At 58.3% G+C, this 13,552-nt stretch carries 10 protein-coding genes and 2 pseudogenes; 5 read left to right on the plus strand and 7 right to left on the minus strand.

What is annotated here, in order from left to right; all coding sequences use genetic code 11:
* The 3 genes and pseudogenes from BKG76_RS06670 to BKG76_RS06680 all read left to right on the plus strand — a co-directional run.
* Positions 1–215, plus strand: a pseudogene (locus BKG76_RS06670) (hypothetical protein); the annotation flags it as partial.
* Positions 216–220: 5 nt separating this feature from the next.
* A complete protein-coding gene (locus tag BKG76_RS06675) occupies positions 221–559 on the plus strand; it encodes a P-II family nitrogen regulator (RefSeq protein WP_070936930.1) in 339 nt (112 codons plus the stop codon).
* A 144-nt stretch (positions 560–703) separates the two neighbouring features.
* Positions 704–2,374: an NAD-binding protein gene (locus BKG76_RS06680; RefSeq protein WP_070936931.1), complete on the plus strand. Its 1,671-nt coding sequence runs from the start codon at positions 704–706 to the stop codon at positions 2,372–2,374.
* A gap of 157 nt (positions 2,375–2,531) precedes the next feature.
* On the opposite strand, the gene BKG76_RS25525 is transcribed toward BKG76_RS06680, so the two are convergent.
* From BKG76_RS25525 to BKG76_RS24265, 4 genes are all read right to left on the minus strand, one after another.
* Positions 2,532–3,038 (minus strand): SRPBCC domain-containing protein, encoded by a 507-nt coding sequence (locus BKG76_RS25525; protein ID WP_083337952.1) that lies wholly within the window; start codon positions 3,036–3,038, stop codon positions 2,532–2,534.
* A 201-nt stretch (positions 3,039–3,239) separates the two neighbouring features.
* Positions 3,240–3,878 carry a TetR/AcrR family transcriptional regulator gene (locus BKG76_RS06690; protein ID WP_083337953.1) on the minus strand — a complete coding sequence of 213 codons (639 nt, stop codon included), beginning with the start codon at positions 3,876–3,878 and terminating at the stop codon, positions 3,240–3,242.
* A gap of 116 nt (positions 3,879–3,994) precedes the next feature.
* Positions 3,995–6,889, minus strand: coding sequence for an MMPL/RND family transporter (locus BKG76_RS06695; protein WP_083337954.1), 2,895 nt, complete (start codon positions 6,887–6,889; stop codon positions 3,995–3,997).
* Positions 6,886–7,332, minus strand: coding sequence for an MmpS family transport accessory protein (locus BKG76_RS24265; protein WP_083337955.1), 447 nt, complete (start codon positions 7,330–7,332; stop codon positions 6,886–6,888). Before BKG76_RS24265 ends, BKG76_RS06695 begins: the two co-directional genes overlap by 4 nt.
* A 1,018-nt stretch (positions 7,333–8,350) precedes the next feature.
* Here BKG76_RS24265 and BKG76_RS06700 point away from each other — a divergent pair.
* Together BKG76_RS06700 and BKG76_RS06705 are read left to right on the plus strand one after the other, a co-directional pair.
* Positions 8,351–9,061, plus strand: a complete 711-nt coding sequence (locus BKG76_RS06700) for an MspA family porin (protein ID WP_070936934.1) — start codon at positions 8,351–8,353, stop codon at positions 9,059–9,061.
* Positions 9,062–9,116: 55 nt separating this feature from the next.
* A complete protein-coding gene (locus tag BKG76_RS06705) occupies positions 9,117–9,815 on the plus strand; it encodes an MspA family porin (protein ID WP_070936935.1) in 699 nt (232 codons plus the stop codon).
* A gap of 2,036 nt (positions 9,816–11,851) precedes the next feature.
* On the opposite strand, the pseudogene BKG76_RS06710 reads toward BKG76_RS06705, so the two are convergent.
* The 3 genes and pseudogenes from BKG76_RS06710 to BKG76_RS06720 form a co-directional block, all read right to left on the minus strand.
* Positions 11,852–12,652, minus strand: a pseudogene (locus BKG76_RS06710) (YoaK family protein); the annotation flags it as partial.
* Positions 12,653–12,746: 94 nt separating this feature from the next.
* On the minus strand, positions 12,747–13,049 hold the full coding sequence (locus tag BKG76_RS06715; RefSeq protein WP_070936936.1) for a hypothetical protein: 303 nt from the start codon (positions 13,047–13,049) through the stop codon (positions 12,747–12,749).
* 50 nt (positions 13,050–13,099) lie between these two features.
* Complete coding sequence (locus tag BKG76_RS06720) at positions 13,100–13,405, minus strand: hypothetical protein (protein ID WP_070936937.1); 306 nt, start codon at positions 13,403–13,405, stop codon at positions 13,100–13,102.
* Positions 13,406–13,552 lie beyond the last annotated feature (147 nt).

The following is a 13,552-nucleotide window of genomic DNA, read 5'->3' on the forward strand; positions in this document are numbered from 1 at the left end:
TCTACTCGGCAATCGGCACCGCTATCGTTGCTCTCATCGTGAAGTACACCATTGGCCTACGCATCAGCGACGAGGGAGAAGCCGCAGGCGCCGACGAATCCCAACACGCAGAAGGCGCATACGACTTCGTCGCACTCGGCGTCGGATCGGTCATCGGGAACTCCGGAGGCTCCCATACGGAGGGTCGCCCCCTCATCTCCAATAGAGAGGCATGAGGGACATGAAACTCGTTACCGCGATTGTCAAACCATTCACGCTCGAGGACATCAAGACTCAACTCGAACAAACCGGCAACCCCAGTATGACGGTCAGCGAGGTGCAGGGCTACGGCCGGCAGAAGGGCCACACCGAGGTATACCGCGGTGCCGAATACCAGGTCGACTTCGTGCCAAAGGTCAAGATCGAGGTCCTTGTCGACGATGACGCTGCCGACAAGGTGGTGGAGGTCATCGTGACCGCCGCACGCACCGGCAAAATCGGCGACGGCAAGGTATGGGTGAGCCCCGTTGACTCGGTGGTGCGGGTACGCACCGGCGAAGAGGGCACCGACGCTCTCTGATAGCTCACGTGACGCCGGATGATGTTCGCAGTCAGTTGGTTTCGTGCCCCCGCTACGATCGATAGCGGGGGCACGTTCCAGTCCGACGGATAGTTGTGCGGTCTGGTGTGTGAAGACGGCCTCTGGGCGCTAACGTCACCAAGGGTGGAGAGACATACCATCGTCTATGGCAGCGACGCGCTGGCGATCCGGGTCGCAGAGGAACTATGGACCGCCGGTGTGGCAGTCGCCGCGTTGGACGGTGTCGACAGTTTGGAGAAGGTGGGGATTGCGGACGCCGCCGCGATCGTGTGTGCCGGCACCGATGACGCCAAGAACCTCGAAATCGCCCTGCTGGCACGACAACTGAACCCGAGAGTGCGCGTGGTCACCCGCATGGTCAACGACGTACTCCGTGAAGCCGTCGCAGTGGACGACGGGCCGGGTGCGGTGCTCGGCGTCGCCGACCTCGCCGCGCCGTCGGTAGTCGAGGCGTGTCTGCGCCGCACCACCCACACCATCACAGCTGCGGGCACCGACTTCATTATTTCCGGCACCGATGCACCCCGTGACGGTACGTTGCGTGAGTTGTACGGCGACCTCGCTCCGGTTGCCGTTGTGCACGGGCATGACTCGCCCACTCCTGATCAAGTGGTGGCGTGCCCCGGACGCGATCTGCGGGTGCGTCGAGGCGATTGGACGGCGATGATCGGGACCGTTGAAGAACTTGCCGCCCAGGGAATTACGCGGACGTCGGGTACGGCCCCTACCCGCGCGCGGCGCTCTGGGGTGTCGCGGCTATTACTCGGCATCCGGGCCATTCGGGAGGATATGAACCCGATCTTCTTTCGCGCATTGGGGATCGCGATGGGATTGTTGGCCGGGGCCACGGTAATGCTGCGGTATACCTATCAGCGGCCCGGAATGAGCTACGTGGATGCGCTCTATTTTTCGACCGAAACAATCGCGACCGTGGGGTATGGGGACTTCAGTTTCGCCAACCAGCCCACCTGGCTTCGCCTGTTCAGTATCTTCCTGATGTTCGCGGGGATCGCGACGACCGCGGTGGTCATGGCGTTCGTCGTGGACCTGCTGCTGTCGCAGCGCATCGCACAGAATTCGGGACGGCGCAAGGTTCGGAACCTCACCAACCACGTCATCGTGGTGGGCCTCGGGTCATTCGGCATCCGGGTGGCCCAGGACCTGAAGGCCGCCGGCCATGACGTCGCGGTGATCGAACAGTCCGAGAACAACAGGTATTTGGCAACTATCGCCAATCTGGGGATCCCCGTGATATTCGGTGACGCGACCCTGCCGCAGACATGGGATGCGGCTCAGATCGACGAGGCGCAGGCGGTTGCGGTGCTCACCCACGACGATATGGTCAATATCGAGACGGGCATCGTGCTGCGGAACCGGTTGGGTACCCGATGGTCCGATGTTCCGGTGGTGTTGCGGATCTTCGACCGCAATCTCAGCACTGCGGTGGCTCAGCGGTTCGGGTTCAGCAATGTCCGCTCGACCGTCGACCTCGCGGCGCCGTGGTTCATCGGTGCTGCCATGGGACTGCACGTGCTGAGCACCTTCTCGGTCGGCCAGCAATCCTTCACTGTCGGTGGAGTATTCGTAGAGGAACGCAGCCAGCTGGACGGTATGCGGATGGCCGACCTCTCTACACAGACCCGGGTGGTGGCGATCAGCCGACGCGGAGTACCAATCCGGCTGCATCCCCGTCGAGACACGCGGCTAGCAGCCGGAGACACTGCTTATGTCGTCGGGCCGTACCGCGAGCTGCTCGAGACACTCCGCATGGGGCGCGAGGCCAATCTGGCGTGACGATCCGGTGATGGACTGCAGGTTGGCGTAGGTGCCGGCCTGCGAGACGGAGAAAAGCACCTTTCGGATCTTCGAAGGAATCGCTGAACTGGTAAGGCTGAGTGGTGCAGCCAAATAGTCGAAAAACTACTCGGCAACGACTTAGTTAATAGCCATCTCAGGCTGGGGTTGATTCAACACGGCGATATCCGCCGTATTGTCGCCGGAGGATTTTCTCGGCGCGCCTCAGCACAGTCTTGTGGGCGCCGTTGACCACCCGGCGTGCCAACGAGTGACCAAAGCGCCCAGGGGTGAAACCAGCCAGGACATACGTCACGTAAGTCCCCTGCCCTTGCCGAGCGAGTGTCAAGGTCCCCTCAAGGGGCCAGGGATGCTCGCCGAGGACGGTAAGCGTGAAGACAAGTAACTCGTGGGGGCGTACCTCAAGATATTCCATCTGAATATTCCCGGAGAAATCGGTTCCTGGAATGGGCCAGACCTTAAAGGTGAATGGTCTTCTCACTTCCAATAATTGCCCTCGCATTTCCTGGCCCCAATCCGCAAAAAATAGCTCTCGCGAGTTCAAGACTGTCCAGACCTGCCAGGGCTCGTAGGGATAGAAATGTCCTACCACCGATGCGTCCGCTTGTTCGATTGTCAACACTCCACCTGCCTGGGGGCCCATACGCTGCCGTGGCGCCCCGATTTTGTACGGGAAGTAACTATCAATTGCCTATCTCGCCTCTGTCGAAATCAATCCCAAATCACGATCGATCAGTCACACCCAACCAGACGCCTGTCCGGAAGGGGTGGCAGTCGTGAAAATGATTGTGAGACAACGCCATTAACTTGTCACGGCCTCACAGGTCATCGGTAACAGCGGCCCTCACGACTCCCCTCGCGAACCCGTTGCCAGCGCGATAGCCGCTTCTACCGCGTCATCTGTATAGATGGCCATTTTTTGGCCACGCTGGGCTGCATCTGCGGCCAGCCGCTCCAGGCCACCGATCAGCACCAGCGCCCGCGCCCTCGATACATCCCTGCCACCTGCAGCGCGAAAACCTTCACTGCCGCAGACGGTTTGAATCGTACGGACAAACTGGTCAGTTACCTCGCGCTGAAGATCGCTGGCCGCGGCACCGAGAAGCGGCAGATCGCGGATCCAGCTCATTGCGAGCTCAGACCGTGTATCGGCAAAAGCGATCCAAGCCTCTATTGCCTGTCGCAACTGCATTTGCCAAACTGCGGTCCCGTCCACCGCCGCCAAGGCATGGGCGGCCTCTTCTCGGCTTGCTTGCCTGTGCAACGCGAGCAAGCAGGCTTCCTTACTCTCAAAGTGCTCATAGAAGGTCCGGCGCGAAGTGTGAGCACGCCGGACGATGTCGGCTACTGTAATTTGCGGGAAAGTCTTCTCCGCCAACAAAGACTCCAGCCCCTGGGTGAGACGCTGCCAATAAACGTTCCTATCGGCATCAAACCCGCTAGAGGCTCGATCTGCATTGTTCGAGGCGATGCGCGGATCCATAGTCAGTTCCTTCCCTGTATTAAGGGTAACCCGCGTCGATTGTGTGCCTGACCCTTCATGCCCAGACTCCCCTTTGCAAACTGAACGTCTATAACTGACACCGCACGCCTCGATTTCTACGACTCAAGTTTGGGAAACTCGGTGGTAACCGGTTCCTGGTTCGCAGGTCGGTTCGATACACGATGCGACGCCGCCGTGACCTTCGCGCGACTGCTGACTCGCAGGGGCCACCAGAACCAACGCCCAAGTAGTACGGCGATCGTTGGAGTCATCAGCGAACGCACGATGAACGTGTCGAACAGCAACCCCAGCCCGATGGTGGTTCCAATCTGGCCGATGGATTGCAGATCGCTGGTGATCATGGAGATCATGGTGAACGCGAATACCAGACCTGCCGCGGTAACGACTCCGCCGGTGCCTGCCATAGTGCGAATCATGGCGGTCTTGAGTCCGCCGCCGAGTTCCTCCTTGAGCCTGGAAACAACCAGCAGGTTGTAGTCGCAACCGACAGCCAGTAGGACGATGACAGACATCGCCAACACGATCCATTGCAGTTCTATGCCAAACAGGTGCTGCCAGATCAGAACGGACAGCCCGAATGAGGAAACCAGCGACAGCACAACGGTTCCGACGATAACTAGCGAAGCAATCAGTGCGCGGGTAATGAGCACCATGACGACGAAAATCAAGATGATGGCCGCGATAGCTGCGATCAACAAGTCGTACTGGGATGCTTGAGCGATGTCCTTGTAGGTGGCCGCTGTACCGCCGAGGTAGAACTTGGCATCGGCGAGGGGTGACCCTTTGACTGCTTCCTTGGCTGCTTCCAGTTCCGCATCGACGTGAGTGATTCCTTCAGGAGTGGCGGGGTCGCCATCGTGGGTGATGGTCAGTCGCGCGGCTTTGCCATCAGGGGAGACCATCAACGCCAGTCCCCGCTGAAAGTCAGGGCTGTCGAAAGCATCTGGAGGGAGGTAGAAGAAATCGTCGTTCTGTGCCTCATCGAAGACCTGGCCCATGACCGTGGCGGTATCGGTCATGCGATCCATCTGGCTGAGCATCCCCGAAAACGTACTGTGCATTGTCAGCATTGTGCCGTGCATGTTCTTGGCAATCGCAATCATCGGTGGCAACTGCGAAACCATTCGGGGCAGTAGTTGATCGATGCGATCGAGATCCGCGAGCATCACAGACATGTCCTCGGTCATCTTGTCGACACCGTCCATGGTGTCGAACAATGAGCGCGCCGACCAACACATCGGGATATCGAAACAGTGTTTCTCCCAATAGAAGTAGTTGCGCAGCGGCCGGAACTGGTCGTCGAAATTGGCGATATTGTCACGCATCTGGTCGGCGGTTGCCTTCAGATTCTTGGTGGTACCGACAAGCCGGTGGGTGGTGTCCGCCATTTCACGTGCCATGGCATACATCCGTTCCATGATCGTGATCATGGAACCGAGTTGACCCGTGAGGTTGAGCATGTCGTCCATGCGGGCATTGAGGAACTGCAGGTTCTCACGCATCACCGCACTCTGCGCGCCAATCTGAAACGGTATCGAGCCATGTTCCATCGGTGGCCCCAGCGGCCTGGTGATGCTTTGAACCCGTGCTATCCCTTTGACCCGAATAATGTTTTTAGCGATTCTATCTAGCACAAGCATGTCCCGCGGATTGCGTAGGTCGTGGTTGGCTTCGATCATCAGCACATCCGGATTCATCCGTGCGACCGAGAAATGTCTTTCAGCAGCAGCGAATCCGACATTTGAAGGAACGCTCGGAGGAATGTAGTACCGGTCGTTGTAGTTGGTCCGGTATCCAGGCAAGGCAAGCGCACCCACCATCGACAATGCCAATGCCACCGCCAGAATCGGGATAGGCCATCGTACGACCGCTGTACCCAGCCGCCGCCAACCGCGGGTAGCCGCCTTTCGTTTGGGCTCGAGCAACCCGAACCTGGTTGCCACCCATAGGAGGGCCGGGCCGAGGGTCAGTGCCATCATCAGGATCACGAGCAAGCCCAATGCACATGGGATACCTAGGGAGTTAAAGTAATTCAGCCTCGTAAATGACAGGCACAGCAGCGCGCCAGCAATAGTCAAGCCCGAACCAACGATGACGTGGAAGACGCCGTGGCACGTTGAGTAGTAGGCCGTTTCACGATCTTCACCATTTTGGCGTGCCTCGTGGTAGCGGCCGACGAGGAAGATCAAGTAGTCGGTGCCCGCGGCGATCGCCAGAGCTGTTAACACGCTAACCACGAAAGTGGACAGACCGAAGACATGGAAGTGACCCAGAACCGCAATTAGCCCTCGCGCCATTGCCATCTCCAACAGAACAACAATCAAGATGAGCAGCATGCTCGTGATCGAGCGGTAGATGAGGAGCAACATAAGGGCGATCACGATGAGAGTCACCACCGTCATCATGACCATGCTGGCATCGCCCGCCTCGTTGGAGTCGGCGACCAAAGCGGCCTGCCCCGTCACATACACCTGTAGGCCTGCGGGGGCCGCAACATCGCTGACAATCTTGCGCACCGCTTCAACCGACTCGGTCCCGCGCGTCTCCCCCTGGTTACCCGCCAGGTTCAACTGTACGAAGGCAGCCTTGCCGTCCTCGCTCTGCGCCCCCGATGCGGTGATGCGCTCGCCCCAGTAATCCTGCACATGCTGGACGTGTTCGGTGTCCTGCCGCAATCGCTGAACCAAGTCCCGATAATAGGCACGCGCCTCGTCGCCGAGCTTATCCTGCTGGCTTTCCAGGACAACCATGACAGCACTATCAGAGTCGAATTCCTGGAATTTCTCGCCCATGTGCTTCATCGCTACGACCGACGGCGCATCCTTTGGTGTAAGCGATACCGAGTTTTCCTTGCCCACAGTTTCCAGCTGAGGAACTGTCACGTTCACCACGACAGTTAGTACAACCCACACCAGAATGATGGGCACCGCCATTAAGCGGACCACATGCGCAACACGCGGACGCCTCGTCGGGACTTCGTGAGCGTTCATGCTGCCTTCACCAAACAAAAGACCTGAGCATTGACCTTCGCGGAAGACTGCACCTCACGAACACGGCCATTGACAGTTATCCGGCAGCCCAGGGATGAGCTATCGCCCTGTGCAATGATGTTGGCAAATACACTCGGGATTGTCGTAGTTATCGTGCGACTCCACGGCAACCGATTGAAACTAGCTTTCTGAGGCTGGGCGTTCTCATCTAGATAACTAATCATTCCGGACGTATCCGCAGGGCCAAATATTTCGTATGTGACGGCCTTAGGGCTAATACGGACAATACGCTCAGAAACACCCCCACCCACTAATGAGTCCTGGTCAGAGCCGAAGATACCTTGAAGTCGATACACGGCAAACCCCCCGAGGGCGCACGAAATCACTACGACTATCGGCACCCACGCCCGGGCGAGAAAACCGGATCCGCCCGCGCCGCTCATCGATTCCACCCAAATATACATTCGGCGTTATTGATACTTCTCGTGGAATAACTACGACTCCTCATCAAAACAATCTCTTCTTCCCGTGAATCATCGGCATGCGTGGATCGATCTTCCAACCCTGGTACCGTCACGTACCACTCGCTGGTACAGTACCGTACCAAGTGCAGGAGTCGCCCATCGAAGCGGGTTTTTGTGATGGTCGCCATAGTTGGTTTCATTCGTCGTTGAAATGAAAGGTGGGTCATGGCAGCAGCAGCCAGGCACTCACGTTCAGCGACCACCAGAACCAGCAGCCAACCCGCGTTGCAGCGGCGGTGCTCGCGAGAAAGCGGTCGAAATAGGCGGATACCCTGGGCCTCAGCGCCGTTCTCAGCGAGCTCTCAGCACCCATCGGCCATCTTCTTAACCTATGTGCAAACCAGGTCAACTGCCTGAGCCATCCACAGAACTCGAATCGCGACAACACTGCATAAGCTCTGATGCACGGGCTTCAACGCGCCTATTCAGTTGCTGCTCAACACCTATGGCACGCCGAACCCACTCGCCGGCTTCTGGTAAATAGTGTGCCTGGGGATTCGCAAAGACCGCCGCGGTCCTGCAGCGCGCGTTGCAAGCAGGGAACGGCTCTGAGATGACGAAAACTGAAATCCCCAGCAACGTAGACATTTTGAGGGCCGTATTGCGTGCCTTGGATATCATTTACGACGGAATGCGCCGCCGCAACTATCGAGCAGGTGGCGTGCCCGCAGCCGCAACCGCACCGGACGGGGATTGCAACGGCCACCCCATCGGTACTGCGCACAGGGATTTCACCCGCTTCGGAACTCGACGCGCCGCACCGATTCAAGTAGACACTCGACATCCAAACTACATTCCCCGTCAGTTCACCTCGGAGACGTTTAGTTCGCTTAAGACTAGATATACCCCTACCCCGCCTAGGTATATCCGAGATTTGCTACTGCTTTCAGCCCTAGGGGAATCCCTTGCTGTGCCAAATGAGAGGTAAATGCCGTCCATGCTGAAAAGGGTTGTTGTCCTGACTGTTATTGGCGCGATGGGTGTGACTGCCCCACCGGCTTTGTCCGATCCGCTTGGAGGCGAGCCATTGCCCGCGCATCCCGCAGTCGGCTCCGATTCTGCGCCACCAATAGATGGTCCTGAGGCCGCACCGCCTGTCGACAACGGCATTGTCGCTTCGGCAGAGCCTGGAGTACTGCGGACTCGTGAGGGCTGGATTCTGGCTGTCGCCGCAAAAGATGAGACACAGCTGCCCGTTTCACCGTTGACGACAGCTTTGTCCTCACGTGAGTACCTGGTGGGCGGGACGTTCATTGGAACCGTCCAGGGTTCCGGCACCACCAAACTCACGGAGGGAGTTCTTGAGGCCGGGTACCAAATCGGATGCGGCATCAATGCTGCCGAGGTCGATTTGAGATTCGGCGGTGGAATCACCCCGCAAATCAGCCCCGCGGGCGCGCCCAGCATCGGCGGGAACGCATTCGCACAGGTCCGTCCCAGCCTCAAGCCGGGCAATTCGCTCATCATCCCGATCTCAAAGATGGCAATCACGAAGGAAACTACCGCACGAGTCTCGATCACTGGGTTCCGCATCAAGATCGACAGCTGCGTAGGACAGTCCTTTATCCGCTCGTACGCGATCTTCACGAGCTCTACCGAAGATACCCAGGACGTCGTCACCTACATGGGCGTCACTAAAGCGGTTTAAGTACACGAAACACGTTTCTGTTCAATAACTTCCGTCACCGAGAGGCGTCATCACCATGTTCAAGGGTATAGCAGCCTTGACTGCCACATGTGTACTAGCAGGGGCAGCTCCAACGGCATCGGCTGAGCCCGATACCCCTCCGATCCCCGCGCATGCCGCACCCGACGGTTCGCGATCGGAAGCCGCGGGTGAGCCTGGCCCTCCGCCCGACAACGGGATCGTAGGGTCCGAGCCGCCGACCCATGTCAAGACTCCCGATGGATGGGAGTTGATGCTGGCCGCTGAAGATGAGACACAGCTGCCGATCCCGCCGCTGACCACCGCATTGTCCTCGCGCGAGTACTTGACCGGAGGCACGTTCATCGGCAGCGTGAAGGGTAGTGGCAGTAGCGATCTGAAGGGCGGAACTATAGAGGCGGGTTATCAAATCGGTTGCGGTATTGAACTATCCGGCGTCCGTCTCACCGGAAACATCGGCATTTCCTCGTCAATAAGCCCAACTGGTCTGGGCAGTATCAGTGTTCCAATCGTGGGAAACATCGAGATCAGGCCGAAGCCAGGCGAAGTCATCAACGTGTCGGTGACAAAGAAGAAGTTCAAGGGCAAGCAACCACGTGTCACGATAAAGGACATACACATCAAGATCGACGGATGCGTCGGACAGTCTTTTCTGCGGTCGTACTCGATCCTGACCAGTTCTGCCTCTGGCACCGAAGACATCGTCGCTTACTACGGCGTAACCAAGAGCGTCTGACCCACGCTCTCAAGTCAGCCACTCACTTCAGCCAGTTACACAGAAAGATCCATAGTGACAATGCTTCTCGTCCGCCTTGGCATGAGCACGGTGTTCGCATCACCGCTGGCGATCGCAGCTTTAGTCGCGAACGTCGCTACCTCCAGTGCCGTACCTCAACCGGAGGAACCTGGTCCGCGGTCGGTCACTGCGGACCAGCCCGCGGCAACGGCCGTTCCCCCACCACCATCACAGATAGGCAACCCACTTGCTTTGGCAGGCGCCGAGCAAGGACCCGCTGGAATCCCCACAAGCCTGTCCATCACCGGCGATACAGCGTTGATAGGCCAGCACATCGCACCTGCGGCTCCAGGAAGCAATGGTCCAGTCATCGCCCCGGGCCCAAATGCCTTAAACAATCAGTACTTGCTGCCGCAGAACCTCAAGCCTTCCGCGCCCGGCGGGGGCGAGATCTATGAGGTCGCCCCTGGCGGCGAGAACGCCGACGTAGCCGGCGCAGACTACCTGCGGCGGCTGTGGCACCAGTATCAAAACGGCGACCTCAAAGGTGGTCTATTGGGTAGGCGCCCCAAAGAGAAACTAAACCAACCCATCCCAGACACCGCGCCACCGCAGGGAACACGGATCCCCGGATTGGGTGAGGATTCACACGGACCAGCTCCTGAGCAATGGCACTGGACACCCCCTGACCAGCCCGAGGTACAGCCTGCGTTACCGACGCTCACAGCTCCTGACCAAACGCACCTAACCCAGCCCAATCCGTTGGCTTAACACGACCATTCCACGACCGTAGCCTTAGATACCCCTTCGTTCCCCAATGGACAGAGCCTTCAGAATCACATCGGGAACCGAACCAACGGCACCTAGTCGCTTCTCATGAGACCGGGCACGTGCCTAAGCACCTTCCTGTACCCAAAGCAGGTCCCCGACTCAATGGGACACGCGCATTTAGACACGCAGCACTGAGGTTGGAGATCCTATTGACGACACACAGACATGTCGAATCCCCAAAAGTATGCCGATGCAAGCATTGCCAGGCAACCGATCTCGGCCGAAGGCAACCTATTACCGAAGCCACAACGATGCACTCGGACGCGGTCGAGCGCACGCTCAAGTCATCCCCCAAAAGGCTAAAACCCACGTTCATCTATCGAGCAACCGCTGGACGCTACCGCCGCTGGACAGTGGCCGAGATTGGTATTGCCCTGGATGACTCCCTAAATCACAGACAAGCGGCCCTTCGAACGGGCCGCACCCCGGGCGCCGTGCGGCAGATGCGAGATAAACTCAAACAGCAATTTAAAGCACATAGCTGACGGCGAATACCTGCTCACCGTCATCATGTTCGAGAAAACGCTGCCACGATCGCGGCTAGTGGAATCTGTTCACCGCACCCCCGGCCATCCATGAACTCCCCTCGTTACACCGACCCTCACATGATCGTTACTCCAGCCTCATTTCCCATTAACCGTCTGAGCTGCAACAACTTTCGCACATCCATATCGCCATCGCGGCACCGATCTACTCGACCAGTGCCTTCGTGTTGCTTTCACATCAACGTCACTGACGGAGCGCCTGTACCGTGGCGGTGTTGGGTGAGATCCGTAGGTTATGCCACGTCTGAATCGTCTGTTGGCCTTCCAAATACGAGATTGTCCCTGGCGCACTCGGCGTCCGCCGGACGATGCATAGTTGAGTTGCGCGCAGTGCTTAGCGGCACCCGTGAAGTTCCCACGCTCGATCACGCGAGAAAACTGTCTGCACGGTGGATCATCAGGTTGTCCAGCAGACGTGACAAACCTCCACCAAGACAGCTGTCAGTAGTTGATGAGCCAGAAGTGCCCGAACTTGGCGATACCCAGCGAGATGAACAGGGCCGCGATAATCAGCGCCATCAAGAGGTCATTGATGCGCTCAAGCGGGCTTCCCGACTCTACTTTCCGTGGCACATAGATCTGAAAACCAGGCTCCATGTCTTTTCTTCCCTGAATTTTGCTGACCAGTGTCCTCATGCTGAGCCGGACACGGCGTTGCGCGTCGGAGTAGAAGAAAGTGACAAATGTTGTTGCCCCACATACTAACCCGGCAGCTAGGATCATTACGGAGCCGCTACACACCGAGGCGATGACGCCGCCGGTCGCCGCTCCCAGAATGAACGACACGTAGAGCATCGCGTATCCCAGCCATTCGAAGATCGAGCCCCGGCCGAACAGATGCCGCTCGATGCCCTGCCCCAGCTTGACGACGGTCCCCGTGACATAGCTCAAGGGAATGGCAGTTTCACCCTTCTTCACAAACGATGTGTTCAAGGCTCCAATCGAAAAGGCCAACAACAGAATCGGTGTGAGATGTACGTCGGTGTTCGCGTTGAAACCCCGGTCCTGAACGAAGTCGACGGCAGCGGCGACCAGAAGTCCAAGTGTGGTCAGCACGGTGGCCCCGTGCGGGTGGTTCTGCCAGAATTTGCGCCTTAAGTACGAGGCCACGATGACGCCCAACAGAAAGGCGCCGATCATTGAGATAGCGGCGATCGGGCCCGCACCTGCGACTTGCTGCCTGTCGGTGACCTTGAACCATGTCAGCACGGCGCGCTCGGTGTTTCCGGTCATGAAGGTGACGAAGTAGCCCGCGCTGTGTAAGAAGGCAACTGCCCCAACCATTCCCGCCAGTCCCGAAAGCAGCCAGGACAGCCTGGCTTCGCTGCCGATTGCAGGCTCACGCGTTACGACCTCAGCGGCGGCTCTCAGCGCCGCGCCCGCGACCTTGTCTTCGTCGTCGATTTCGATGCCGCCCCTGGAACCACTGTCCATAGTCGCGGACCACTCCTTGCGATTCATGTCGGCCTTCTCAATGGTTGTCGATGTTGCCGAGGTGCCCGTTTGGAACCATGTGTCCGTCGGCGAGTTTGTAGGTCGGATCCGGCACGGTCAATCAGCAGGCCAGCGTGACATAAGCAACCTTCTGTCCAGTGGGGGGAATCATTGTCGGCTGATTCCGCATATTCCGTCCTGGTTGCACACTTTCGATCGCGGGTTGCTGCGTGACCCCTTGAACGGTGCACTGGGATGGATGGTCGGAGCCAACCTTGGTGATAATCACCCGATATCCGTTGGACTTGAGGTCATCGATGAGCGAATCCGGCTCTGCCCTAGGGCCGGCGAGTGCGGTGGCCGCTGTTACCAGGGGTGCCACCACGACGCCGAGCACTACCGCAGGTGTCACGATCTTCTTCATTGTTCCCACTCCTTCTGCATCTTTGAAGATGAAGTTGCTTTGCGGGTTCGTTACGCGTTGTCCGGCGACGGTGACAAGGTCGGGTTGATCTTGTTCGTCCCGTAGGGAACATGAGGATTGGTACCGAGCGGAACCAGGGGGTTGGCGCCCTCATAGGTCGGCTGATTGGCACCCTGTTGATACGCAGAACCACCCGGCGTCACACACGGCCGATGATCAACCTCGTTGACGCTTGTCTCTTGCCCATAGCAATGTGGGGGTGGCGTAGGCCCAGCCAATGCGATCGGTGCGCTCAGTAAAGCCGTGGATACGGCCACTCCTACACCGCCAACCATTGCGGCTACCAGTTTGTTCATGGGATTTCTCCTTCTATGGCGATTGCGAGTACATCGTGTGGCCGAGTCACCGAGTTGGTAACGGCCAGATGAGGATTAGGCTGTGCTGTCGCAGAACCCACTTTGGCGGAACATATTTCGGCTGTCGCTTGTCGTTCGACCGGGCGC

Source organism: Mycobacteroides franklinii (assembly GCF_001853795.1).
Lineage (GTDB): Bacteria > Actinomycetota > Actinomycetes > Mycobacteriales > Mycobacteriaceae > Mycobacterium > Mycobacterium franklinii.